The sequence below is a fragment of the Oceaniglobus ichthyenteri genome (genome assembly GCF_003057885.1).
Classification (GTDB): Bacteria; Pseudomonadota; Alphaproteobacteria; order Rhodobacterales; family Rhodobacteraceae; genus Oceaniglobus; species Oceaniglobus ichthyenteri.
The window spans coordinates 250,492-273,554 of the sequence record NZ_QAGK01000005.1 but is presented as its reverse complement, the minus strand read 5'-3'; the positions used below and the strand labels follow the sequence as shown (position 1 = coordinate 273,554).

Here is a 23,063-nt window from a genome sequence, read left to right as displayed (position 1 = left end):
TTGCGGGGCCCTCATAACATATGGCGGTTGATCCGCACCGGTGCCACGCTGGAACGGACCGGCGCGATGAATGTGGTTCTCGATGCGTTCCGCGCGCCGCCCTCTTTGCGCATCGCCGCCAAGGTGTTGGGCGTGCCGTTCAAATGGCTGGGCTACAACGGCGACCCGACCCAGCCCCCCGCCACCCGCGCGCTGACCGCACTTGGCCCTGCCTATATCAAATTTGGTCAGGTATTATCGACCCGCCCCGATGTGGTGGGCGATGAATTGGCGGCGCAATTGCGTGTGTTGCAGGATAAATTGCCCCCCTTCCCCGTGACCGACGCCCGCGCCATGGTAGAACAAGAGCTGGAAGCCGAGGTCGACACCCTGTTTTCCAGCTTTTCCGAACCCGTCGCCGCCGCGTCGATCGCACAGGTGCACAAGGCCACAGTGCGCGAAACCGGACAGGATGTGGCGGTAAAGGTGCTGCGCCCAGGCATCGAAAAGGCGTTCAAGAAAGACGTCGATGCGTTTTATCTGGCCGCGCGCATGGTTGAACTGTTGGCGCCGTCGGCCCGTCGGTTGCGCCCGATGGATGTGATCACACATTTCGAAGGCGTGGTTCTGGGCGAGCTGGACTTGCGGATGGAAACCTCATCCGCCGCCGAATTTGCCGCCAATACCGAACGCGATGCAGGGTTTCGCGTGCCACAGGTGGAATGGTTCTTGTCATCGCGCCGGGTGATGACCCTGGAATGGGCCGAAGGCATCGCCGCCAATGACATTCCTGCGATCATCGCCGCGGGTCATGACCGCAAGGCATTGGGCGAAGGCGTCTTGCGCCTGTTTCTGAACCATGCCCTGCGCGATGGGTTTTTCCATGCGGATATGCATCAGGGAAACCTGAAAATTGCGCCCAACGGCGACATTATCGCGCTGGATTTTGGCATCATGGGGCGGATTGATGAATACACCCGCCGCGCCTATGCCGAAATCCTGTTCGGCTTTATCCGCAAGGATTATCGCCGTGTCGCCGAAGTGCATTTTGAGGCCGGGTATGTGCCCGCCGACAAGGATATCGATGAATTTGCCCGCGCCCTTCGGTCGGTGGGTGAACCGATTTTCGGCATGGATGCCACGCGCATTTCCATGGCCCGCCTGCTGACCTATCTGTTTGAGGTGACTGAACGTTTCGGCATGGAAACCCGAACCGAGCTGATTTTGCTGCAACGCACCATGGTGGTGGTCGAAGGCGTGTCGCGCTCATTGTATCCGCAGATCAACATCTGGGAGGTCGCCCAGCCGATTGTCGAAGATTACATCAAGGAAAACATCGGCCCCAAGGCATTGTTGCGCGATCTGAGCCGCACAATGCGGGTATTGGGCCGGTTTGGACCAAAACTGCCGCAAATCGCCGAAGCCGCATTGATGCGCCAGGTGAAACAACCCGATCCCCCACCCCAGCGCAACATCTGGGAGGCTGCAGGCCTTGTTGCCTTGGGCGCGGGCGCTGTGGTTTTGGGTCTGAGCCTAGCGCATATTTTTGAGATGATGTAATTCGGCCGCCAGGGCGGGGGCATAATCATCATGCCCCCGGGCAATACGCCAGACGCAATATGCGGCCATGCGCCATGCCAAGGCGGCCTCACAGGCCAGAAACCGCTCTGCGACATCCGGGTTGCCATAGGCCCGCAAGAACGCCGCCCTTTCGTGCGGCGACAGCGGCGCGCCACGCCCCAGAACCTGCATCGCGGGGGAAAGAAACAGTGCCAGATCATGCACCGCATCACCGCGCGCCGGGCATTGCCAATCAATCAAGACCGGACCATCGGCGCCCATGATGATATTGCCCGGCACCGGATCACCGTGCAAAAATACATCTGGACCGGGCGGAATATGCGGGGCTGCCGGGCGTACGGCCGGTAAATCGAAATCATCTGCCAAGCCCTCCAGCATCTCATCTCCATGGTCCAGAATGGCGGCGCCCGACACTGAAACCATGCGCAATTCCTGCGGCGCGGCATGGGCATGCAGCCGCGCCAATATCCGCCCAACGGCGGCCGTATCGCGCCGCCAGATCGCCCCGGCGCAAGCCCGGTAGATCACGCAGGGCCCATCGGGCGTATCAACAAACACCACATCGTCCGGCACCAGTCCGCTGTTGGCCAAACCATGCAGCGCCGCGCGTTCGGCCATGGGGTGGTTGGGGAACATTGGTGTGGCGGTGTCAGCCACACTTAACTTGCAGATCAGCGGCGCGCCCCTGCCCACCAGACGCCAGACAAGATTGCTACGCCCCCCATGCATCCGATACCAACGGGCATCGCGGTCAATCACACCCTTTGTGATCAACGCCTGTCGCAGCGATCCGGCCAGGCCAGGTTTGTTTTGGCAAACGTGGGTCATCACAATTCCCTAACTCACGCAGGGGATGATCCATCGCGCGCGGTGAATCAAGCATCGCCGGGCGCTGTCGCCCCCCGAAGGCCCGATACCTCCTCCGCCGCGAGCTGAACGCCGCCCGCAAAGACAAGGACGGGGCCTGTACGCTCCATGCGCACCTCCTCGACACGGCCATAGGTTTGCGCGGCGGCTGTTGCGACCAGACGGTCGTCTTCGTAACTTTCCAGGCGAAACCCATAAAGGCCCGGGGCCACAGTGGTGCCGTTGGGTAAAACGCCATCCCATTGAACCGATCCCGAGCCGGGCGTATAGCCCGCGCGCCAGATTTCATTCCCATCTATGTCGATCGCAACCAAATCATGGCTGTTTCCTGCGAAGGTGGTCGGCGGTGTGACCGACAAGGGTTCACCCGAATAATAGGTCGGCATTGGCGCACGGGCCTCCATTCCGACCCAACCTGCCATCTGGCTGAAACCGCTTCCCGACAACTGGCTCGTCAGGGTTTCAATCAACTGGTTGGTGCGCACTTGCTGCTCAACACCCGAAAATGTTGCCAGTTGCACGGCGAATTGTTCCGAATTCATCGGGTTCAACGGATCCTGATTGGAAATCTGCGCCGTCAGCATGCGCAAAAAAGTATCGAAATCCGATGTGATCGCCGCCCCATTCTGGGGTTGCGCGGCGGTGGTTGCCCCGGGGCCAGACAGGCTTGCTGTGGTTGGGGAAATTTCCATATCATTCTCCTTAGAGGCGTAAATCCAACCGATCGGATTGCGGACCTGAAGTTGGGTATTGTGCGGCGGGCGTTATTTTCAAACCGTCAGGCTGATCATCGGCACCAGAATTTACAGCCCCGCCCGATGCATGATCGCTATGGCGATCGGACTGACCGGAGCCAAATTGAAACGACAGGTTTTCAAACCCCAAATCATGCAAATCTGCGGCCAGCGATTCAAGATTGCGGCGGAGCAAAGCCAAAGTATCATCGCGATCTGCCGAAATAGATAAGATCAAACCGTTTTCCGCCGCAGAGAGCGTCATTCGGACACGGCCCAACTCCTCGGGCGACAATGTCACCTCGACCTGGCCATGGCCCAACTGGCCACTCACCTGAACCAACTGCTGCAAGACTGCGGTGGCGGGGGTGGTTTGCGGTGCGCCGGGTGATCCCTGTACCGCCGCCGCGCCGCCAACCCGCAGATCATGGGGTGTCGTCACCCCAAGAGATTGATCGCCGGGTTGAATTTCGGGGCGATTCGGCTCCATTCGGGTGGGCATGAAGGCCTGACCCGCCAATTTTGTGATCATATCCGGTGCAGTGGGGGCCAAAGGCGGCAAGATTTGTGCCGTTCCTTTGGACCCAGATTCGGAGGGAACCGCCGAACCCTCATGCCGTTCGGATCGGGTGCGCGCGTCAGGTATGGGTTGCCAGCCCGGTTGACGAATCTGCACTGGCGCGTCGCTGGTGACGCTTGGCATTTTTGTCTCAACCGGGTGATTCGCCGTGGCCCGCGGCGCATCGGATTCAGAGTTCAACCCGTGCATAAGCATATTTGGCCGATCAAATTCCGCTTTCGGATCAGATATCGCCGCCTGCCCCGAAACCAACGCACCGTGAACCCCGGATCGAATCACTGCGGAATATCCCGTAGAAGCATCCGATGAACCAGCGGCCATTGCGGGCCGCTCCGGTGTCAGCCCCGCCCAATCGGGTTGGGAAAACGTTGTGCGTGCAGCTTTTGGCGCAATGTTTATTCCTGTGTCATCAACGGCGAACCTACTGTCTGACATGGCCGAAGTACCCGGCAACGCCGGATGATCTACACCAGTCTGTGCATACGGAATCCGAATGGCCCCAAGGCCGCCGCCCAGCGATTGCGCCGCCTGATACCCCCCATTTGACTGCGGCATCGCGGCATAACCTTGGTCGCCAACCGGTTGCGTTGGCTGAGACTTGGCAGAGTGTTGTTGGGTTTGGGCAGATGGGAATTCGGTCGAGTCACCCTTCGCCGGTTCGGCAACCTGAGACGGATTTTTGACGCCGTCACTCACCGGCGCAGTTTCAGCAGGCAACATTGCGCCGGTTTGCAATACCTCATGAGCGTCAAGATGCGGTACCTCAGTGACCGAAGAAAGCGACCGCCCACTTGAAGCCTGATCAGCCTTTGTCGGCTGTTGAGCTGGCTGCCCGATATCTGGCTCTTTCACAGGGTGCGACGATTTTTGCGTAACGGAATGCGCCCCCATTAAGGTGGGAATTATCTGATCGGGCCGCTGGGCGCCGGTCTTTTCCGTCTCTCCCCCTGCCACATCCAGAACCTGCACCAGCGAATCGGATGATTTTAATTGGGGTGCCGTGCCTTTGGCTGTTTCGGGAAGTTTGGTTTTTGGATTTTCGATGCCTTGGTTATTCTGAATAGATTTGGCCGTAGAGAAATTATGAACATCTTTTGGGGTGTTCGATCCGATATTTTCCGGCGCCGCCGGGATCGAATGGTTTAGGCTGGCTTCCACTGTTTCGGATCGCCAAGGCACCGGGTGGAGATCATTTGACAGATGGCTGGTTTTCGGTGCGTCTACTGCAACACGGTGCATCGCAACCGGCAAATCCCTATTGCCTACGGTTTCTGTTGCGATAGCCTTATCGCCCTGGTTTCCAAAGAAATCCGGCTCTGATTGGTTCGTTTCATTCAACGGCTGCTGCGCATTCTTCTCTTCTGTGGGCGTCTTTTGCGCGACGGGGTCCAGGGGTGTTTTTGGCCCCGCCCCCCTTGGCAACTCCACTAATAACGAACGGCTGAAGTCCGGGCGCTGCGGCGTAGATTTGACATCAGCCGCCTGTGTCTCCACCGGTTTTGAACCATCGTGATCTGGTGCGTTTTCAGAGACCTCTGGCTGCCGTGCGGCGGTTTCCGGTTTGTTAAGCGGAACTTGCACCTCTTCCGATGCTGCATCGGGCAGCCCAGCAGGCCGGAGATTGGATAAAATTGAGGCAAAAGCCGCCGCGCTGTCTGACATAGACACGGCTATATTTTGCCTGCGCAAGGGGAGCATTGGGCCCGCAGCTTTGGTGATTCCTGGATTCTCCATGATCGTCCCTCTGAGACTCGGCTGATTTATTCGGTATGGGCGAATTTGGTTACCGGATGTTTACCGCGTTGAGGTTTTATGCAGTCAGATTTTGAAAGGACGCATGATGATCCCATCGGTTTCGCCCAACCTCGGCCTGACACCCCACCAACGTGACACGGCGCTGCGCGATGCGGCGCAAGCGCTTGAAGTCAACTTTCTCACCGAGATATTGAAATCCACCGGGCTGGGCAAAACCAGCGAAACCTTTGGAGGCGGCGCAGGAGAAGATCAGTTTGCGTCGTTTCTGACCCGCGCACAGGCCGAAAAGATGGTCGATGCCGGGGGAATCGGTTTGGCTGAACACCTGTTCAATGCCTTGAAACAAGGAACGAAAGAATGAATGAAAATCGTACACTGCACCAACTTGAACAGGTTTTTGATGAAGAACGGCGCCAGTTGGTTCAGGGCAATCTGGCGCGCCTGGCCCGTCTGGCCGATCGCAAGGAAAAACTTTTGCTTGCCTTGCAGGATGTCAAGCTAACGAAAGACACCTTGGAACGGCTATCTGATTTGTCTGAACGCAATCAGGCATTGATCACGGCGGCGCAAGATGGCGTGCGTTCGGTGCGTGATCGGTTGACCGAAATTCAACGCGGCGCACCCGTTGAAACCTATTCCCGTACCGGAGAGAAATCGCAGATCGAAAAACCGGTCCGAACCCTGCAACGCCGTGCCTGATAAATTCGTCTCAAATATGAGATATTTCATCGCCCGCCATTAGGGAGTTGTTAGGCCCCTCGGGCGATGATGTCCCAAGCACCAGTACGGTGCATCTGTTTGTCAAACTGGCCAAGCCAGAAACGACACCGGAACCGTCAGAATGACGTTTTAACCGCTGCCTCATGTTCTGTGGGGTGGTTCTGACATCGGGCGCAAAAGCGTCTTCAAATCAAGGAATTCACATGTCCAGCATTCTGACGAACACCGGCGCAATGGTTGCGCTGCAAAGCCTCAAGTCGATCAACCAGAACCTGTTGAAAACCCAGGACGAGATTTCAACCGGTAAATCCGTTGCAACGGCCAAGGACAACTCTGCCATCTGGGCGATTTCCAAAGTCATGGAATCCGACGTCGCAGGGTTCAAGGCGATCTCGCAAACGCTTGCTTTGGGTGAATCAACCGTGACCGTTGCGCGCGAGGCGGCAGAATCGGTCACCGATCTTTTGACGCAGATGAAAGAAAAGATCGTATCGTCACAAGAAGAAAACGTTGATCGAGACACGATTCAAAAAGACATCACCGCCCTGAGTGAACAGATCACCAATATCACCGGCGCCGCGCAATTCAACGGTCTGAACCTTTTGTCGAACCGCGAGACCGAAGCGGGCACTGGCAGCATCGACATTTTGTCATCTCTCGATCGCAACGGCAGTGGTGTAACCTCCAGCGATATCAATGTGCGCAAGCAGGATTTGGGCAGCCAGCAGGCCGAAATTGACTATACAGGAACGGTTGTCACAGCCGCCACCGATGATATCGCGGTCGGCGGCACGGCAGCACAGGTTGCCACCGCTGTGGCAGGTGCCGCCACACCAAACACCACAGACGTGGATATTGCATCAGCCGGCAGTGATGCCATTGAGGCCGGCGCCGGGTTCCAGATCATGATCACCGCCAGTGGCGGGGCCGCTGCCGGTATCGACTCGGCCGATGGGGATATTATCTATGTTGCCCGTGATGGTGACACCGCGGCCGATGTGGCAAAAGGTCTTGCTGATAGCTTTAACAAACACATCAAGGCAACCTTAGGCGATAACAACAACACAATCGCCGCTGTTGCCAATGGCAATTCGGTAGAAATCACCGGTTATACCGGCGCCGCGGGTGACACTTTGTCAATCAATGCCGAACAATATGGCGCGGCAGACACCACCATCGGCGGCGGCTTGGCTGCAATGGCGAATATTGACGTGACAACCGCCGCAGGCACGGAAAGCGCGCTGGAAGAAATCGAAGGCCTGATCCAGACGTCGATCAACGCGGCGGCCTCCTTCGGGTCGTCACAGGGGCGGATTGAAACCCAGTCCGATTTTGTTTCCGGCATGACTGACGCCCTGAAGGCCGGAATCGGGTCGTTGGTTGACGCCAATATGGAAGAAACCTCGGCCCGCCTTCAAGCACTTCAGGTGCAACAGCAGCTGGGGGTTCAGGCGATGTCGATCGCCAATCAGGCGCCGCAAAGCATCCTGTCCCTGTTCCGTTAATATCCGATAGCGGGGGCGCCATAACGGCGCCCCCATTTCGCGCCGCTCTGCGCGGCTTGACTGCGCCCGTCTAAAAAAGGACACGCCGTGAACGCCTTTCAACTTGCCAAAACAGCTTATTCTCCTGTGGCCACGCCCCTGCGTAGCGCACAAAGTAACGAATACGAAGCCTTTGCCATGGTCACCCGTGGCCTGCGAAATGCAAATACGATCCCGGAAATTGCCAAAGCCATTTTTGACAATCGCCAACTTTGGACCCTTCTCGCCACCGATGTGGTATTGCCCGGCAACACCCTGCCGGCCGCATTGCGTGCGCAAATCTTCTATCTTTCGGAATTTACCACCGTGCACAGCCGCAAGGTTCTGGCAGGAACCGCAACAGCAGATGCGTTGGTCGACATAAACAGTTCGATCATGGCGGGCCTTCGCCAACAAGGGGCGGCGGCATGAGTGGCCTGGTATTGAAACTTGCTCCCAATGAACGGGTATTGATCAACGGTGCCGTCATTGAGAACGGCAGTCGTCGGGGCAGACTGAATATCGTGACACCTGGGGCAAATATTCTGCGATTGCGCGATGCCCTTCACCCAGAAGAGGTAAATACGCCCGTGCGCCGGGTCTGTTATATCGCACAAATGGTATTGTGTGGCGAAGCGGATGAGCAAACCGCCACACCGCAGCTGTTAAGCGGTATTTCACAACTGTCGCAGGTGTTGGTGGATCTGGAAAGTCAGGAAACCCTGGCTCAAGCGAAACAAGCCGTTGAGCAGAAACAGCATTATTACACCTTGAAACATCTGCGCCAGCTACTGCCATTTGAAGAGCAATTGTTCGCCGTGGCACAATCATGAGCTTTCAACCGGTTGTCCCCATTGGTGGAAATGCCGGTTGGGCGTTTCTGCAACGCACGCGCGAAAGCCAGCAAGAGGCGTTTAACAACGGCCCCCGGTTAAATCGGACCGTCGAGCATTTCAAAGAACATATCGGTAAGATTACCAGTGCCGAAGATCTGGTGAATGATCGGCGCCTTCTTGAGGTTGCGCTGGGGGCCTTTGGCCTGGATGAAGACATCAACAACAAATATTTCATTCAAAAAATCCTGGAATCCAGTTCAGACGAACCGAAGGATCTCGCCAATCGCTTGTCTGACAAGCGCTATCTCGCCATGGCCGAGGCCTTCGGCTTTGGCGAACCGTTTGGACCGCGCAATTTTGACGCCGGATTCAAAGAGAAGATGCTGACCGCTTACAAAGATCGACAGTTCGAAATCGCAATCGGGAACAGCGCGCCATCCATGCGCCTTGCCTTGGGGTTGGAGCGCGATCTGGGCGAGATTGCATCGCGCAGCCTGTCCGATAACGGCATGTGGTTTACGGTTATGGCAACCAAACCCGTTCGCGCAGTATTCGAAGCGGCCCTGGGAATGCCCGAAAGTGTTGGGGCTTTGGATCTTGATCGCCAATTGGTCGAATTTCGCGACAGATCAGAACGGGTGTTTGGCATATCGGAATTCAAAGACTTCAACACGCCGGAAAAAATCGAAGAGCTGACACGCGCCTTCCTTACCCGTGATCAGGCGATGAACGGTTTCGCCGGATACTCAGCCCAAAGCGCGGCCTTGGCCATTTTGCAATCAGGCCCACGCTTTTAAAGCTGGTTCTCTTTACTGATTTTGCGCCATCGTGGCCAAGGCCGCATCACCATTTCCTTTTTGCGTACCTTTTGATTTTGCATCAAAGCATTGGGCCAGTGATGCAAAACTTGCCTCGCTGTTCTGGGTTTCGCGCTGGGCGACAAATTGATCCAGTTTTGGCCAGGCAATGATCGCCGCATCAATTGCCGCGTCAGAACCGGCCGCATACAGGCCCGATTGTATCATCAGCTCGGCACGTTCATACGCGCCCAACATACGGCGGGCCTCGGCGATCAGCTTGTTTTCCGCTTCGGTTGCGGCCAATGGCAACGCCCGCGATACCGAACGCAGCACATCAATGGCCGGAAAGCGCCCGCGTTCCGCGATGCGCCTGTCCAACACCACATGCCCGTCCAAAACGCCCCGCAATATGTCGGCGACAGGCTCCTCCATATCAGACCCGGCGACAAGAACGGTAAATATCGCTGTAATATCCCCCATTTGCCCTTCGCCCGGACCGGCCCGTTCGCACAATGTGGTAATCATTGATGCTGTTGTGGGCGGATAGCCCCGCAAACTGGCAGATTCGCCGCCTGATACGGCAATTTCACGGTGGGCGTCAGCCAAGCGTGTGATCGAATCTGCCAAAAGAAGAACTTGTTTGCCCTGATCGCGGAAATGTTCGGCCACAGTCATCGCCGCCAACGCACAGCGGCGACGCAACGCCGCCGATCGATCAGACGTTGCCGCCACGATCACAGTGCGCGCCATGCCCTGCGGGCCAAGCACGCGTTCGACAAATTCGCGCACCTCGCGCCCGCGTTCCCCCACCATGGCGATCACCACCACATCCGCGCTGATCCGCTGCGCCAACATTGCCATGATTGTTGATTTTCCAACGCCCGATCCGGCAAACAGCCCCAATCTTTGCCCCCGCACGATTGGCAGTAATGTGTTGAAAACACACAGGCCGGTTTCCAAACGCGTGCCCAATCCCCGGCGGGTTGTGGGATTTAATGGTTTGCCGGTCAAACGGCGCGGCATTGTCCCCGGCAACAGGGGTTTATTGTCCAACGGTTCGCCATATGGGTCGATCACCCGCCCAATCCATGTGTCGTCCGGTGCCAGCTTTGCAGCCCCCAGCAATGCAACCCGCACACCGATTCCAAGCCCTTCCAATGGCACATCGGGCAAGACAGCGATCTTTTGGTCATCAATTCTTACTATTTCGCCACGGGCGAACCCATCTGGCGTCTGGATGCGGACCAGATCGCCCATTGCGGCGAATTGCGACAACCCGCCAACGATCAATCGCCCATCTTCAATCGCAATGATTCGCCCGACCGGGCAGGAAACAGATGTGGTTTCCACCACTCCCAATACATTTTCAAAACCGACCTGGGCCATTTTGGCGCCTCCTTTACCGATGCAAACCCTTTGTAAAGGAATCAGGGTTAAGCCTTCGTATAGTTTGATCGAGGGAGAAGCCCCGATGTTCCATAACATCGAAATGATGCAGACGGCGCAGGCCATGGCCCGCCATGCAAGTGACCGGCAGATGCTGATCGCAAGAAATGTCGCGAACGCCGATACACCGGGCTATCGCGCCCAAGACATGCCCAGTTTCACAGAAACACTCGACGCACCCACCAAAGATATGACGCTGCGTGCGACGCGGGCGGCCCATATCACCGACGGGATTGGCGCCAAGGGGCAGATGAACGCCATCGATTCGCAGGCCGAAGCCGCGCCAAATGGCAACACCGTGTCAATCGAGCAAGAAATGGTGAAAGCCGCCGAGGTGCGCCAGCAACATGACATGGCCATGGCGATCTATAGCAAGGGCCGGGACATTTTGCGCGCCAGCCTCGGACGTGGATAAAAGGAATTTCATAAAATGAGCAACATTTTAAACGCTTTAAGCCTCTCGGCCAGCGGGATGGACGCACAGGCCAGCCGCCTGCGCCATGTCTCCGAAAACATCGCCAATGCCGATACACCCGGCTATCGCCGCAAGACCGTCAGTTTTGACTCCGACATGCGCGCGCCGGTTCCGGGTACTGTATCGGTTGGAAAGGTCGCTCTCGACAAATCGGAACTGTCCGAAATGTTTGATCCCGGTCACCCGTTGGCGGACGCCAATGGCAAATATCAGGGGTCGAACGTCGATATCCTAATTGAAATTGCCGATGCCCGCGAGGCGCAGCGCAGTTATGACGCCAACCTCAAAATTTTCGATCAGGCCCGCCAGATGAGCCAGGGCCTGCTTGAACTTCTCCGCCGCTAGTTTCCTGTTTTCAATATCGTGAAAGGATTTCCAGAATGGAAATGAACCCTCTCAACGCCGTGCAAAATTACAATGCGGCCCGCACTGCCACCGCCGCAAGCGAAGGCGAAACGGGCAACAATGCCTTTTCAAAAGTGGCGGCCGATTTTCTGACGACCCTGCAACAGGGCGAAGACACCGCGCGCGCAACCATGACGGGCGGCGCCGACCCTCATTCGCTGGTGCAGGCGTTGGCGCAGACAGAACTGGCCGTCGAAACCGCCGTGACCGTGCGCAACAAAGTTGTCGAAGCCTATCAGGAAATCCTGCGGATGCCGGTGTAAATCAGCATGAGCGAGGCGCTTTTTTACGACGTTTTGCGTCAGGGATTATGGCTGGCGGTGTTGATTTCAACACCGATCCTGGCTGTGGCCCTTGTGACCGGTCTGGTTGTGGGGCTGTTTCAGGCGCTGACCTCGATTCAGGAAATGACCCTGACATTCGTGCCAAAACTGGCCGCGATCGTCGTCGTATTTTGGGGGACCATGGGGTTCATGACCGAAGCCCTGGTTGCCTATTTTCAAACCACTGTCGTTCCGATCATTGCAGGAGGCTGACCATGGACAATTCCATATATACGACCCTCACACGACAATCCGGCCTGATGCGTGAAATGCAGTTGGTGGCCAATAACATCGCCAATATGTCGACCACCGGATTTCGCAAAGAAGGGGTGATCTTCTCCGAATTTGTAAAAAAACTCGACGATGACGCGCCGTCGCTTTCCATGGCCGCGGCGCACGGTCGACTGACCGATCAACAGCAGGGCGTCCTGACCCAAACCGGGGGCCAGTTTGATTTCGGAATTGAGGGCGAGGGATTTTTTCTTGTCGAAACCCCCGATGGTCAGGCGCTGACCCGGGCGGGCGCGTTTACGCCCTCGGCCGAGGGTGAGTTGGTCACGCCCGATGGCTATCGTTTGCTTGATAATGGGGGCGCGCCTGTTTTTGTGCCGCCCGATGCCAGATCCATCGCAATGGCCACCGACGGCACATTTTCGGCCGATGGCCAGCCTCTTGCGCAGATCGGATTGTGGCGCCCCGGCGCGCCAGAGGACATGACGCGCCGCGATGGCGTGATGTTCAACCTGTCTGCCCCGCCCGAACCGGTGCTGGAGGGCACGATTCTTCAAGGTTTCGTCGAAGGATCGAACGTAAACCCAATCTCAGAAATCTCTCGCATGATCCAGGTGCAGCGCGCCTATGAAATGGGTCAGGGATTTTTGGACAAGGAAGATCAACGCATTCGCAATGTCCTCAGCACACTTGGACGCTAACCCAATAACAGGAGTACGCCATGCGCGCCCTTCAAATCGCCGCCACGGGCATGAGTGCCCAACAAATGCGGGTCGAGGTGATTTCAAACAACCTCGCCAATATGTCGACCACCGGATATAATGCCAGACGGGCAGAATTTGCCGATCTGCATTATCAACAATTGTCGCGCGCCGGCACGATCAACGCATCCGATGGCACGCAATTGCCCACCGGAGTCCAGCTGGGCCTGGGCGTGCGGCCCTCGGCGATTAGCATGAATGTACAACAAGGCAGCCTCTCACAAACCGGCGCCGATCTGGACATCGCCATTGAAGGTGGCGGTTTTCTTGAGGTGACGCTGCCATCGGGGCAATCGGCCTATACCCGGGATGGCGGATTGAAACGCACCGGTGACGGATTGATCGTGACCAATGATGGTCATCCCGTCGTGCCCGATATCACGATCCCAAATGATGCCCGGGCGATTTCAATCAATGCCGACGGCGAGGTTTACGCCTATTTCAACGATCAGGTGCAGCCACAGGTTTTGGGGCAATTTTCCCTTGCCGGATTCACCAATATCAAAGGGCTTGAGGCGATGGGATCAAACCTGTTTCTGGAAACCCCCGCATCTGGCCCGGCCTTGGTGGGCAATCCCGGCCAGGATGGGTTGGGCACCCTGCGCCAGGGATACCTGGAAAGCAGTTCGGTGGATGCGGTGCGCGAAGTGACACAATTGATCGAGGCCCAGCGCGGATATGAATTGAACGCCAAGGTCATCACCGCCTCGGATCAAATGCTCAGCGCGACGACACAGATCAGATGATCCGTGCATTGATCACCTGCCTGATCGTGGCCCCCGGCGCAACATTTGCCGACAGCGTCGTGGCCGCGCGCACCATTCGATCACAGGCCATTCTTGGCCCTGCTGATCTGACCATGGTAACCGCGGATTTGCCCGGCACATTTTCCAATCCCGACGACGTGATCGGAATGGAGGCGCGCGTGGTTTTATACGCCGGGCGCCCTATCCGCGCCTCTGATATCGGCCCCCCGGCCTTGGTCGAGCGCAATCAGATCGTGATGGTTTATTACCGCGCGGGCCCTTTGAATATCGTGATGGAGGGGCGCACCCTGGCCCGCGCCGGGGTTGGCGACCGTTTGCGCGTGATGAACCTGGAATCGCGCAACACCGTGACCGGCATTGTATCGCAAGACGGGTCGATCATTGTCACAAACACCCTGCCTTAAGGACTGAATGATGCGCAAACTCTGCCTGATCCTGCTGTGTACCGCCGCCTGCGGCCGCCTTGGCGATGTCGGCCAAACGCCCGATTTCACGACACCGGGCGACGCCAACAATGAAATCAGCGCCATGGCCAACCCCGGCCTGCCGGAAACATTGGAACGTCGCCGCCCTCATACCCAGGCCTCTCTTTGGAGCGGCGGGCGGCAATCTCTTTTGGGGGATCGGCGCGCTGATACCCGGGGCGATATTCTGACGGTTGTCATCGAAATTGACGAAAGTGCCGAAATTTCCAATTCATCCGAACGCTCACGCAGTGGTTCGGAATCCTTGGGTATTCCATCGTTTTTCGGCATTCCGCAACGCGTGAACGAGCGTCTGCCAGAAGGTGCCAGCATGGCCGATGCGGTTTCGACCAATTCCTCCAGCAACAGTGCCGGCGACGGGTCGGTACGCCGCAACGAAAAACTGACGCTGCGGGTGGCGGCCACGGTGGTGAACGAACTGTCAAACGGCGTTTTGCAAATTGAAGGCAGCCAGGAAGTGCGTGTCAATTTTGAACTGCGCGAACTGATCGTGACAGGATATGTGCGGCCTCAGGATATCTCGCGCCAAAACGAAATCACCTATGACAAAATCGCCTCTGCACGCATTTCATATGGCGGGCGCGGCCAGATCACCGATGTGCAACAACCCCGCTGGGGTCAGCAGATCGCCGATATCGTTCTGCCATTTTAAGGATCTGAAATGCTTGGCAAACTCATCCCCCTTATCATCGCCATCATTGGATTGGCCGCAGGGGTCGGTGCGGGCTTTGTCTTGCGCCCCGGCCCCGAACCCGCCGTTGCCAACACCGCCTTGGCGGAAAACGTTGAAATCGCTGAGGTCGTTCAAAAACCGCCCGCCGAACAGAAACCGCGCGCCAGCGAGTTTATCGCGCTGAACAATCAATTTGTTTTTCCGTTGATTGAGGATGGCCGCGTTTCATCGCTGGTTGCGCTTTCGATCACGCTTGAGGTTTCGCCGGATCAAAAAGATGCGGTCTATATCCGCGAACCAAAACTGCGCGACGGGTTCTTGCGGGTCTTGCTTGATCACGCCAACGCGGGGGGGTTTGACGGTGCGTTCACCTCAAACGAGGCGATGGGCGCCCTGCGTCGCGCCCTGTTGGAAAAGGGCCGCGAGGATATGGGGGACGCTCTTTATGATATCCTTATTCTGGATATAAATCGCCAGGACACCTGATATGGTTTCTGCATAACGCCGCGCCCGACCATCAGTCGGAGCGCGGTTTTTTCTGTTGGTTGTTGAGCTTGTCCAAAACGTCTGCCCGCCCGAATGATGTGCGCGCCTTGCCCATGAACATTTCGCGCGCCATCGCCAATTCAGCCATGCGCGCCTGATGATGGCGTACGGTCTGATCGACCCACCGCCGCCAAACCACATCAACGCCCGTCATCCGCGCCGGATCAAGGGTCAGATCCTCGTCGCGCGCCTTTACCTCATCGCGCAGGGCGTCAATCTCACGCTGCAAGGCATTCATTTGTCCGGTGATCCGGCTGACGTCTTGCAAATCCACATCACGTTTCATTGCCGCCAGTTGCGCCAATCGGGTTAAATTCTCGGGGTTCATCGGGTGCGCGCCTTTTTACGCATTTCTTCGGCAAAGCGGATGGCAGCGGCCACTACGCCGTAGTGATCAGGCCGGATTTCATCGCCGATCTCCATCACTCCATACAACAACCGCGCGGTTGGCGGATCGCTATGCAACGGAACGCCATGTTCCTGTGCTTTTTCACGGATACGCATGGCAATCACATCCACGCCCTTTGCCACGACAATCGGCGCGCGTCCCGTGCGGCGATCCCATTTTAGCGCGACGGCATAGTGGGTCGGGTTCACCACGATAACATCAGCCGATTTAACATCATTCAACATCTGGTTGGTGGCAATATCATACCCCCGTTGGCGACGCTGTTGTTTCATATGCGGATCGCCCTCGGATTCCTTTTGCTCGTCGGTCATATCCTTGTGCGACATGCGATTTTTGCGCAAATGCTCGGCCCGCTGCCACAAGAAATCAACCGCCCCCAATACAAAGGCGATGACCAGAACCAGCATGAAGAATTTTAGAGCCAGATCCAGCATCATCGCCGTGACCATTGCGGGGCCCATGGCGACCGTGCCCAAAATGCCGGGCATCTGAATATACAGGAACCAAAACAAGATGGTGCAATAGATGACAAGCTTGAAAAAGCTTTTCGCAAATTCGAACAATCCATTGCGACCGAATTTATTCTTTGCATTCGCCAACGGCGATATCCGGTTTAATTTCGGCTGAAGTTTCGTCCCTGTAACAGTAAATGCCTGCTGAGCAAAAACCGATAGCAGCGCAAGTATTCCCGGTGCCAACGCCCACGGCGCCAGATCGCGGATAAGGTCGCGCCCGGCGGCGGCGCTGACTGGTGCGCCAGAGCCATTGAAAATCAACGCCGACATGGTATCCGCGCGCCCGATGATTGCGGCCAGAACCTGCCCCATGTCCGAAAGTGACGCGGCCCCCACCGCCAAACTTGCCAGCAAAAAGCCGGCATATCCCGACGCTGTGATCAGATCATTTGATCGCGGAACCTCACCCTTTTTCCGAGCGTCTTCCAGTTTCTTTGCTGATGCTTCAAATTGCTTTTCTTCATCATCTTCGCCGCCGCCCTGACTCATGGTTGCGCCCCAAATGGTGCGACAAGAAACAGATCAAAGCGGCCCGACCAGACGGTAAGGATCAGTGGCAGCGAAAGCGCCAGAATGACCAATCCACCCATTGTAATGGCCGGCGCGCCCACAAAGGCCACCATCAATTGCGGCATCGCCTTGTTGATGACCCCAAGGGCAAGATTGTAAACCAATGCCGCGATGATGAAGGGTGCAGCCAGGGTGAAGGCAAGAGCAAATGCATTGGCCACTTGCGCCACACCCCAAGGCACCAGATCAGCCGCGTTTGGGAATTGGCCTGGGGGCAAAATGTCATAAGACAGCAGAAAAAGCATGGTGATTTTCACGTGCAACCCCAGCATCGCCGCCAAGGCCAAACCAGAAATCACCATGATGTGGCCAATAGCAGGGAGCGGGTCGGCCCCATGACCACCGAAAATCTGCGCCAAAGACGTCGCAGCCGCAGCCATCGATCCGGTAATGGACAGAACCAGAACAAACAAACGCAAGGTCAGGCCGATCGCGAGGCCCGCAATCGATTCGGTGGCCAATATCACCCCCCATCGCGGCGGATTCGTCAGATCAGTTACCAAAGGTATGGCACCCGGCGCCACAATCAGCGTGAAGCCCAGCGCAAGTACAAGCCGGACCCGAATGGGCACAACACGTTCACCAAACGCTGGCATAATTGCCGCCGCCGCCCCCACCCGCAAAAAAACAATAAACCCGATAATCAGGAAACCCTGTATTTCGACAAGAGCTTGGGCGGCCGTTTCCATTATGGGGCAATCATGCCAACAAGCGACGGTCGCGCATCACTTCCGATTTCCTCGAACGAAAGCACCGGATTGGCGATGCCTTTGGCGGCAAGAACCATCTGCAAGAACCGCCGCCGTCGGGTTGACGTGACCAATGCCGGGAATACCCCTGTTTCTCCGACGCTCCCCACTTTTTCTGCGATGGCCAAAGCCAGACGATTGAAATCATCAGGCGGCAGCGCAACGTCTGTGGTTCCATTTTCAACTTCGACCTGATGGGCGGTGAACGTCGCTTCCCACTCCGGCGCCAACTGCAACAAGGGCAAGGTGCCGTCAGGCCGCCTAAGTTCGGCCACCAATTGAAAGCCAAGTCTCTGCCGAACCTGTTCGCAAATCGCCTCGGGTGAAACACGCGCACCGCGCGCATCGGCGATCGCCTCAAGAATCAAGGGCAGGTTCCGGATTGAAACCCGTTCAGCCAACAACAACCGCAATACCGACAACAAAAGATCCACAGGCACTTTGTCTGGCACCAGTTCTTCCAACAAACGCCGGTTCGCCTCGGCCCGGCCCTTGTCACTCAGCTGAACAAACTCATCCAGCAGACGGCGCAACGTTTTCATCGTCAAAAGACGCGGGAAATTCTGTTTCATCACCTCTAACAGGTGCGTCGCCAGAACTTCGGTCGGGGTCACAGTGGTTGCCCCGCTGATTGCAACCTGATCTTGCTGACTGCGCGCAATCCAACGGGCCGGTGCGCCATAGACCGGTTCTTTTACATCCTCGCCACTGGGCATTTTGGCGCCATCGTCGGTAATCAGAGCAAGAATCCGGTCAGGAATCACGCGGTCGCGGACCTGTTCAACCCCTTGAATGCGAACAACATACGTTCCAGCTGGCAGCGACGCATCATCCGTCAGCCGGATTTCTGGCAAGATCAAACCATAAACCGTCGCCACATGCCGCCGCATGTTTCCAATCCGCGCATCCAATCCCGATGCCGGATCCAGAACCATAGGAACAAGATCCGGCGCAAACTCCAGATGAATATCATCAAGATCAAGTATATCACCCATGACGGTTTCAGCGATCTCATTTTCATCGCTCATCGCATTGATCGGTGCAGTTTTCTGCGCCTCGGCCTGACGATACGCCCACACCGAAAATGCCGCCAATATCATCCCACCAACCATGAACGGGACGAATGGCAGACCTGGAAACAAGGCAAACAGAAACATCAATGCGGCGACCGTGGCCAAGGCGGCCGGATACCTGCTTAATTGTGAGAAAATGGCAGTGTCGGTCGTGCCGGTCGCCCCCCCCCGCGCCAACAAAAGCGCCGATGCGATCGAGATCACAACCGCCGGAATCTGACTGACCAACCCATCCCCAACGGTCAGAATTGCATAAGTTTCAAAGGCCTGGCCCATCGGCATATCGTGCACTACGACACCAATAATCAATCCCATGACCAGATTGAGAAGGACAATCAAAAGCCCTGCAACTGCATCACCTTTTACAAATTTCGAAGCCCCATCCAGAGAGCCGAAAAAGGTGGTTTCCTGTTGCTCCTTCTCTCTTCTCGCCTTTGCCTCCGTGTGGTCAATCGCGCCGGCCGACATATCGCTGTCGATCGCCAATTGTTTGCCTGGCATTCCATCCAACGCAAACCGCGCCCCCACTTCGGCCATTCGCGCGGCCCCTTTGGTGATCACAACAAAATTGACGATCAAAAGTACGCAAAAGACGACCAGACCAAGAAGCAAGCTTCCGCCCATGACGAACATGGCAAAACCTTCAATAACCCCGCCTGCAGCCGCGGTGCCGGTGTGGCCCTGTCCGATGATCAGCTTTGTCGAGGAAATGTTTAAGGAGAGGCGCAACATCAATGACGCTAAGAGAATTGTTGGAAATGCAGAAAAATCAAGCGGGCGCTCAATGAAAAGTGTCACCGTAAACATCAGGATCGCAAGCGCGAAAGATATGGTTAGCCCAACATCCAAGATCCAAGCAGGCATCGGCAGAATCATCATGACGATGACGCCCATCAATGCCAAAGCAAGCAAGACAGTCGGTTGAAATATCGTGCGGAGAGAGAAATTGGGCATTTCAGTCCCTCCCGCCGAGAAAAGAAGGCCTAACAAGCCGCTGTGTGAAGCCGACTGTGATTATCGCAGTGGTTGGCGTGCAGGCGGCTGATTGATTGGGAAGCACTCGCTTACCCGAAAAGAATCGGAAACCATAAGGCCAAGCGACAAAATCACTCAGATTTTTTTCACATCTCGTTTCAATCATGCGTGCTTCCCGCATTACAGACTACGTTTTGTAGCGATTGCTTTATGTATTAATATTCGAAAGGTTTAATTTCCGTAATTTTATAGAAATATGTGCTCAGTTCTGCTCTTTTTTCAAAAGGAAGAGCAGATTTTTCCGTATTTCACGACTTTCACTCAGCAACACGCGGTTACGGGCGATTTCACCTGCTGGGTCTTCAATCTCTTCCCCAGCGGGCAAATCGGTGCTGACCACAGATTCGGAAATCTTCTCATCTGGTGAAGATCGCATCGCCATACCGGCAACCCGTTCACGAAGCTCATTCGCTCTATCACTATCCAATCCCGTCAGATAACTTTCGGCAATTCTTGGTTTACCTTCTAAAATGGCTATTTCAGTCAAAATATAACGTTCTCGATCCTTGGGAATATCCGCCCGCATTCCCAAGGTTGTGCGCGCCGGACCTTGCATTCCAAGTTTTACAAACCTCTCGGCGATCAGCAGACGTGCAGGATCTGCGACAGGATTCTGCGCAATCTCTCGCATCGCAAATGTCAAAAACTCTGTATCGGTCCCATGCTGGGCCAACTTTTCCAATATCCGCGTGCGATATTGCGCTGAGAGGTTTGGCGCCTTGGTGTCTGCGGCACCTATCTTCTTGGCAAGCGCGAATGCGTCAGCGTATCGTAAATCTTGTACATAAGCTTCGATTATTGCACCTGTTAGTCGGCTTGCCTTTGGGCCATCGCCATATTCAAACGCCAGAGCGGCAGCTTGATCTATGAGATCCTGCTCTACAGAACGACCTTCCGAAGTTCTGTTTTCAATCAGGATCGCGAGGGCATCGGCCGCTTGCGCACTGCGGGAGGTCGCAACTGTTTCCAATTTCGGCTCCGCTGCTTTTGAATTTCCATCGTCGATATCAAATGTAGCCTCAAGCATGGTTCGTTCTGGCGTAATTGGCGCATCTCCCCGTTCAATCGCATTGCGTATCTGAAGCGCGGCCTCTTTGTTACCCGAAGACATTAATTTCAAAGCCACCTTTGGGCCTAAAAATTGGCGCAAATGGGAAGGCAGGGACGATAAACTACGAACAACTGCCGACACATTTATCTCATCGGACCGCGAAATCTGATCCGCTGCCAAAACACCCCATAATGCGGATGGAGAATCGCAATTCATTTGGGTTGTCAAAATTGCATTCGTGGCCAGCGCTCTACCGTCCATTATTTCAGCGAGTTCCAGGAGAAGCGTACGATCGGGAATATCGCCAGGGCCGTCGTTAAGAAGTGTTTTCGCCTCAAGCCCGAAGGACAGGTAAATCAACATCCGTGCCAGCACACCATGGGCCAACGGATCCAACCTGTCCCGCGAATCAACAAGGTTGGCGCGGGCCTCGCCCAATCCGTTGCGTGCTGCCTCATACTCAAACCACGCCCCCACATCTATCCGAGCGGGTTCGATGCAAGGCACCAGTTGCGCATCAGACCGTTCAGGCGTGCCCTCTCTGCTGTCTCGGTCGATTTGCGTTTCGATCAGGATGTTGGGAGCTGATGTGAGGATATTCTTTGACGCGACTTTCGCCAGATCCTCTTCCAGTTTACGGCGAATTGTATCTGTGCCCGATGCGTCAAGCGTGATTAGCCCTTGCGAGGCTGCGCGCGCTGTTTGTTCCACCAAATCTGTCTGTACATCAGCGGCACGTTGAAAACCCGGATCAGGCACCGCATCAGACGCAATGGATACCAAAGGCCCCATGGTCGGTTCAGCAGGCCGAGAGGGAAGTACGACTGGCAACGTCACTGGCCGTGGAGACGCACCGGGACGGTAAGCCGGGCGCGGATTGGCATCCAAGGATTGCTCCCAGCGGTCCGTGGCGGGCGCGCCGCCATCACGCACATCAATCATCAACCCGCCATTGGGCAAGGTCCGAACGTCCAACCGGCATTCGCACCCCACGCTGAGTGCCAAACGCCCGCCGCCTAAATCTTGCAGGTCTGCAATTCGATCATCGGTAATTCGGCGAAATGCATCCCGCAGGTCAAAAACAACGTTGGTTGCATCGAGCCTTAATTCATATCTCCCGGCATTGCGGCCTAATTTCCAGTCGGGTGTTTCGGGAAAATCTATCACAAGTCGTGTAAACGTCGGATGATCGCCGGTGCGCACACGAACGCTTTGCGCCGCTGCCGCATGAGGAAGAACAATTCCAATCACACACATGACAACAGCAAAGATCCAGAGGCGATAAGAACTCATGCTGCTTTCGTGTCCTTCAACGCAGTTTCAAGATCTGTAAAAGACGGACGCATGTGATGCGGTGCGTTCTGACGGCCGACTTCGATACAAATATTGGCGGCGTGATTGTACATATTGGCAACCAGAACCTCACGGATCAATTGGTGGAAATGCGCATCATCTTCGACAACTGATTTCACTTTTGTCGCAAAAGGCCCCACCAATCCGTAGGCTAAAAATACACCCAGAAACGTTCCCACCAAAGCGCCACCAATCATTTTCCCAAGTATTTCTGGGGGTTGATCGATTGAGGCCATCGTTTTGATTACCCCCAAAACCGCCGCGACAATACCCAAAGCCGGCAGGCCATCGGCCATGGTTTGCAATGCATGACTGCCGTGCAGCGCATGATGCAAATTTGCCTCCATTCTTTTTTCCAATACTTCTTCTACTTGGTGAGGGTCGTCATAATTCATGGAGGCGGAGCGCAGGGTATCACAAATGAGAGCAACCGATTCATGATCAGCCTGAATTTTTGGATAACGGCCAAAAATCTCGCTCCCCTCGGGATCCTCAATATGTTCTTCAAGTTGAACAGGGTTCTGTTTGGCCAGCCGAATCAATTCGTATAACAGGCAAAGTAAATCCCGATAATCGTCAGGCTTCCATTTTGGGCCTTTGAAGACCAGTTTTATATCGCCCAATGTCCGCTTCACACCTGAGCTGTCATTTGACAACAAAAACGCGCCAACCGCAGCACCCCCGATCATCGAAAGCTCGAAAGGGAGAGATTTGAGGATAATTCCCATCTTGCCACCTGCGGCCAGATACCCACCGAAAACCATTACAAAAATGATTGCAATTCCAACAAAGCCAAGCATGGAAATTCGTTCTCCTTAGGT

The 23,063-nt window shown here is 55.8% G+C and carries 26 protein-coding genes; 16 read left to right on the top strand and 10 right to left on the bottom strand.

Annotated elements, in window-relative coordinates; genetic code table 11:
- A complete protein-coding gene (gene ubiB / locus C8265_RS10140; protein WP_108483925.1) occupies positions 1–1,539 on the top strand; it encodes a 2-polyprenylphenol 6-hydroxylase in 1,539 nt (512 codons plus the stop codon).
- Here ubiB and C8265_RS10135 read toward each other — a convergent pair.
- From C8265_RS10135 to C8265_RS10125, 3 genes are read right to left on the bottom strand one after another with little or no spacing between them, the layout of a single operon-like run.
- On the bottom strand, positions 1,513–2,388 hold the full coding sequence (locus tag C8265_RS10135) for a phosphotransferase family protein (RefSeq protein WP_108483876.1): 876 nt from the start codon (positions 2,386–2,388) through the stop codon (positions 1,513–1,515). The genes ubiB and C8265_RS10135 overlap by 27 nt on opposite strands.
- A 47-nt stretch (positions 2,389–2,435) precedes the next feature.
- Complete coding sequence (locus C8265_RS10130; RefSeq protein ID WP_108483875.1) at positions 2,436–3,119, bottom strand: flagellar hook capping FlgD N-terminal domain-containing protein; 684 nt, start codon at positions 3,117–3,119, stop codon at positions 2,436–2,438.
- Between the two features lie 10 nt (positions 3,120–3,129).
- On the bottom strand, positions 3,130–5,475 hold the full coding sequence (locus C8265_RS10125; protein ID WP_108483874.1) for a flagellar hook-length control protein FliK: 2,346 nt from the start codon (positions 5,473–5,475) through the stop codon (positions 3,130–3,132).
- A gap of 106 nt (positions 5,476–5,581) precedes the next feature.
- On the opposite strand from C8265_RS10125, the gene C8265_RS10120 reads away from it, so the two are divergent.
- The 6 genes from C8265_RS10120 (at position 5,582) to C8265_RS10095 (ending at position 9,372) form a co-directional block, all read left to right on the top strand.
- A complete protein-coding gene (locus tag C8265_RS10120) occupies positions 5,582–5,857 on the top strand; it encodes a rod-binding protein (protein WP_240611040.1) in 276 nt (91 codons plus the stop codon).
- On the top strand, positions 5,854–6,195 hold the full coding sequence (locus tag C8265_RS10115; RefSeq protein ID WP_108483872.1) for a flagellar biosynthesis protein FlgN: 342 nt from the start codon (positions 5,854–5,856) through the stop codon (positions 6,193–6,195). Before C8265_RS10120 ends, C8265_RS10115 begins: the two co-directional genes overlap by 4 nt.
- A gap of 224 nt (positions 6,196–6,419) precedes the next feature.
- Positions 6,420–7,721, top strand: coding sequence for a flagellin (locus tag C8265_RS10110; protein WP_108483871.1), 1,302 nt, complete (start codon positions 6,420–6,422; stop codon positions 7,719–7,721).
- Between the two features lie 87 nt (positions 7,722–7,808).
- Positions 7,809–8,171, top strand: coding sequence for a flagellar biosynthesis regulator FlaF (gene flaF / locus C8265_RS10105; RefSeq protein ID WP_108483870.1), 363 nt, complete (start codon positions 7,809–7,811; stop codon positions 8,169–8,171).
- A complete protein-coding gene (gene flbT, locus C8265_RS10100; protein ID WP_108483869.1) occupies positions 8,168–8,572 on the top strand; it encodes a flagellar biosynthesis repressor FlbT in 405 nt (134 codons plus the stop codon). The genes flaF and flbT overlap by 4 nt, the downstream gene beginning before the upstream one ends.
- Positions 8,569–9,372, top strand: a complete 804-nt coding sequence (locus C8265_RS10095) for a DUF1217 domain-containing protein (protein ID WP_108483868.1) — start codon at positions 8,569–8,571, stop codon at positions 9,370–9,372. Before flbT ends, C8265_RS10095 begins: the two co-directional genes overlap by 4 nt.
- Positions 9,373–9,384: 12 nt before the next feature.
- Here the strand turns inward: C8265_RS10095 and C8265_RS10090 are convergent, their stop codons facing one another.
- Positions 9,385–10,761 (bottom strand): FliI/YscN family ATPase, encoded by a 1,377-nt coding sequence (locus C8265_RS10090; RefSeq protein WP_108483867.1) that lies wholly within the window; start codon positions 10,759–10,761, stop codon positions 9,385–9,387.
- 85 nt (positions 10,762–10,846) lie between these two features.
- Between C8265_RS10090 and C8265_RS10085 the strand changes: the two genes are divergently transcribed.
- The 9 genes from C8265_RS10085 to C8265_RS10045 are packed head-to-tail and all read left to right on the top strand — an operon-like array spanning position 10,847 to position 15,427.
- Complete coding sequence (locus C8265_RS10085; RefSeq protein WP_108483866.1) at positions 10,847–11,236, top strand: FlgB family protein; 390 nt, start codon at positions 10,847–10,849, stop codon at positions 11,234–11,236.
- A 15-nt stretch (positions 11,237–11,251) separates the two neighbouring features.
- On the top strand, positions 11,252–11,641 hold the full coding sequence (gene flgC / locus C8265_RS10080; RefSeq protein WP_108483865.1) for a flagellar basal body rod protein FlgC: 390 nt from the start codon (positions 11,252–11,254) through the stop codon (positions 11,639–11,641).
- Between the two features lie 35 nt (positions 11,642–11,676).
- Positions 11,677–11,964: a flagellar hook-basal body complex protein FliE gene (fliE, locus tag C8265_RS10075; RefSeq protein ID WP_108483864.1), complete on the top strand. Its 288-nt coding sequence runs from the start codon at positions 11,677–11,679 to the stop codon at positions 11,962–11,964.
- 6 nt (positions 11,965–11,970) lie between these two features.
- On the top strand, positions 11,971–12,237 hold the full coding sequence (locus C8265_RS10070) for a flagellar biosynthetic protein FliQ (RefSeq protein WP_108483863.1): 267 nt from the start codon (positions 11,971–11,973) through the stop codon (positions 12,235–12,237).
- Between the two features lie 2 nt (positions 12,238–12,239).
- Positions 12,240–12,956 carry a flagellar hook-basal body complex protein gene (locus tag C8265_RS10065; protein ID WP_108483862.1) on the top strand — a complete coding sequence of 239 codons (717 nt, stop codon included), beginning with the start codon at positions 12,240–12,242 and terminating at the stop codon, positions 12,954–12,956.
- Between the two features lie 20 nt (positions 12,957–12,976).
- The gene (gene flgG, locus C8265_RS10060) at positions 12,977–13,762 is read left to right on the top strand and encodes a flagellar basal-body rod protein FlgG (RefSeq protein ID WP_108483861.1); all 786 of its coding nucleotides are present in this window, start codon (positions 12,977–12,979) and stop codon (positions 13,760–13,762) included.
- On the top strand, positions 13,759–14,187 hold the full coding sequence (gene flgA, locus C8265_RS10055; RefSeq protein ID WP_108483860.1) for a flagellar basal body P-ring formation chaperone FlgA: 429 nt from the start codon (positions 13,759–13,761) through the stop codon (positions 14,185–14,187). Before flgG ends, flgA begins: the two co-directional genes overlap by 4 nt.
- 10 nt (positions 14,188–14,197) lie before the next feature.
- Entirely contained in the window at positions 14,198–14,920 is a 723-nt protein-coding gene (gene flgH / locus C8265_RS10050; protein ID WP_108483924.1) for a flagellar basal body L-ring protein FlgH, read from the top strand.
- Between the two features lie 9 nt (positions 14,921–14,929).
- Positions 14,930–15,427: a flagellar basal body-associated FliL family protein gene (locus tag C8265_RS10045; RefSeq protein ID WP_108483859.1), complete on the top strand. Its 498-nt coding sequence runs from the start codon at positions 14,930–14,932 to the stop codon at positions 15,425–15,427.
- A gap of 31 nt (positions 15,428–15,458) precedes the next feature.
- Here C8265_RS10045 and C8265_RS10040 read toward each other — a convergent pair whose 3' ends face one another.
- The 6 genes from C8265_RS10040 to motA all read right to left on the bottom strand — a co-directional run bounded on the left by C8265_RS10040 (position 15,459) and on the right by motA (position 23,042).
- Positions 15,459–15,815, bottom strand: a complete 357-nt coding sequence (locus C8265_RS10040; RefSeq protein WP_108483858.1) for a hypothetical protein — start codon at positions 15,813–15,815, stop codon at positions 15,459–15,461.
- Complete coding sequence (locus C8265_RS10035) at positions 15,812–16,900, bottom strand: EscU/YscU/HrcU family type III secretion system export apparatus switch protein (RefSeq protein ID WP_108483857.1); 1,089 nt, start codon at positions 16,898–16,900, stop codon at positions 15,812–15,814. The genes C8265_RS10040 and C8265_RS10035 overlap by 4 nt, the downstream gene beginning before the upstream one ends.
- A complete protein-coding gene (locus tag C8265_RS10030; RefSeq protein ID WP_108483856.1) occupies positions 16,897–17,670 on the bottom strand; it encodes a flagellar biosynthetic protein FliR in 774 nt (257 codons plus the stop codon). Before C8265_RS10030 ends, C8265_RS10035 begins: the two co-directional genes overlap by 4 nt.
- A complete protein-coding gene (gene flhA, locus C8265_RS10025; protein ID WP_108483855.1) occupies positions 17,670–19,757 on the bottom strand; it encodes a flagellar biosynthesis protein FlhA in 2,088 nt (695 codons plus the stop codon). The genes C8265_RS10030 and flhA overlap by 1 nt, the downstream gene beginning before the upstream one ends.
- A gap of 283 nt (positions 19,758–20,040) precedes the next feature.
- Positions 20,041–22,182 carry a hypothetical protein gene (locus C8265_RS10020; RefSeq protein WP_126623163.1) on the bottom strand — a complete coding sequence of 714 codons (2,142 nt, stop codon included), beginning with the start codon at positions 22,180–22,182 and terminating at the stop codon, positions 20,041–20,043.
- A complete protein-coding gene (motA, locus tag C8265_RS10015) occupies positions 22,179–23,042 on the bottom strand; it encodes a flagellar motor stator protein MotA (RefSeq protein ID WP_108483853.1) in 864 nt (287 codons plus the stop codon). The genes C8265_RS10020 and motA overlap by 4 nt, the downstream gene beginning before the upstream one ends.
- Positions 23,043–23,063 lie beyond the last annotated feature (21 nt).

Excerpts from the sequence above, each read along its gene's own strand:
- C8265_RS10065 (WP_108483862.1), top strand. The coding sequence starts at position 12,240 with ATGGACAATTCCATATATACGACCCTCACACGACAATCCGGCCTGATG.
- flgH (WP_108483924.1), top strand. The coding sequence starts at position 14,198 with ATGCGCAAACTCTGCCTGATCCTGCTGTGTACCGCCGCCTGCGGCCGC.
- C8265_RS10085 (WP_108483866.1), top strand. The coding sequence starts at position 10,847 with ATGTTCCATAACATCGAAATGATGCAGACGGCGCAGGCCATGGCCCGC.
- C8265_RS10120 (WP_240611040.1), top strand. The coding sequence starts at position 5,582 with ATGATCCCATCGGTTTCGCCCAACCTCGGCCTGACACCCCACCAACGT.
- flhA (WP_108483855.1), bottom strand. The coding sequence starts at position 19,757 with ATGCCCAATTTCTCTCTCCGCACGATATTTCAACCGACTGTCTTGCTT.
- flgG (WP_108483861.1), top strand. The coding sequence starts at position 12,977 with ATGCGCGCCCTTCAAATCGCCGCCACGGGCATGAGTGCCCAACAAATG.
- flgA (WP_108483860.1), top strand. The coding sequence starts at position 13,759 with ATGATCCGTGCATTGATCACCTGCCTGATCGTGGCCCCCGGCGCAACA.
- C8265_RS10135 (WP_108483876.1), bottom strand. The coding sequence starts at position 2,388 with ATGACCCACGTTTGCCAAAACAAACCTGGCCTGGCCGGATCGCTGCGA.
- C8265_RS10125 (WP_108483874.1), bottom strand. The coding sequence starts at position 5,475 with ATGGAGAATCCAGGAATCACCAAAGCTGCGGGCCCAATGCTCCCCTTG.
- C8265_RS10095 (WP_108483868.1), top strand. The coding sequence starts at position 8,569 with ATGAGCTTTCAACCGGTTGTCCCCATTGGTGGAAATGCCGGTTGGGCG.
- C8265_RS10070 (WP_108483863.1), top strand. The coding sequence starts at position 11,971 with ATGAGCGAGGCGCTTTTTTACGACGTTTTGCGTCAGGGATTATGGCTG.
- flgC (WP_108483865.1), top strand. The coding sequence starts at position 11,252 with ATGAGCAACATTTTAAACGCTTTAAGCCTCTCGGCCAGCGGGATGGAC.
- C8265_RS10130 (WP_108483875.1), bottom strand. The coding sequence starts at position 3,119 with ATGGAAATTTCCCCAACCACAGCAAGCCTGTCTGGCCCCGGGGCAACC.
- C8265_RS10115 (WP_108483872.1), top strand. The coding sequence starts at position 5,854 with ATGAATGAAAATCGTACACTGCACCAACTTGAACAGGTTTTTGATGAA.
- C8265_RS10030 (WP_108483856.1), bottom strand. The coding sequence starts at position 17,670 with ATGGAAACGGCCGCCCAAGCTCTTGTCGAAATACAGGGTTTCCTGATT.
- flbT (WP_108483869.1), top strand. The coding sequence starts at position 8,168 with ATGAGTGGCCTGGTATTGAAACTTGCTCCCAATGAACGGGTATTGATC.
- C8265_RS10045 (WP_108483859.1), top strand. The coding sequence starts at position 14,930 with ATGCTTGGCAAACTCATCCCCCTTATCATCGCCATCATTGGATTGGCC.
- C8265_RS10035 (WP_108483857.1), bottom strand. The coding sequence starts at position 16,900 with ATGAGTCAGGGCGGCGGCGAAGATGATGAAGAAAAGCAATTTGAAGCA.
- motA (WP_108483853.1), bottom strand. The coding sequence starts at position 23,042 with ATGCTTGGCTTTGTTGGAATTGCAATCATTTTTGTAATGGTTTTCGGT.
- C8265_RS10040 (WP_108483858.1), bottom strand. The coding sequence starts at position 15,815 with ATGAACCCCGAGAATTTAACCCGATTGGCGCAACTGGCGGCAATGAAA.
- fliE (WP_108483864.1), top strand. The coding sequence starts at position 11,677 with ATGGAAATGAACCCTCTCAACGCCGTGCAAAATTACAATGCGGCCCGC.
- C8265_RS10090 (WP_108483867.1), bottom strand. The coding sequence starts at position 10,761 with ATGGCCCAGGTCGGTTTTGAAAATGTATTGGGAGTGGTGGAAACCACA.
- C8265_RS10020 (WP_126623163.1), bottom strand. The coding sequence starts at position 22,182 with ATGAGTTCTTATCGCCTCTGGATCTTTGCTGTTGTCATGTGTGTGATT.
- C8265_RS10110 (WP_108483871.1), top strand. The coding sequence starts at position 6,420 with ATGTCCAGCATTCTGACGAACACCGGCGCAATGGTTGCGCTGCAAAGC.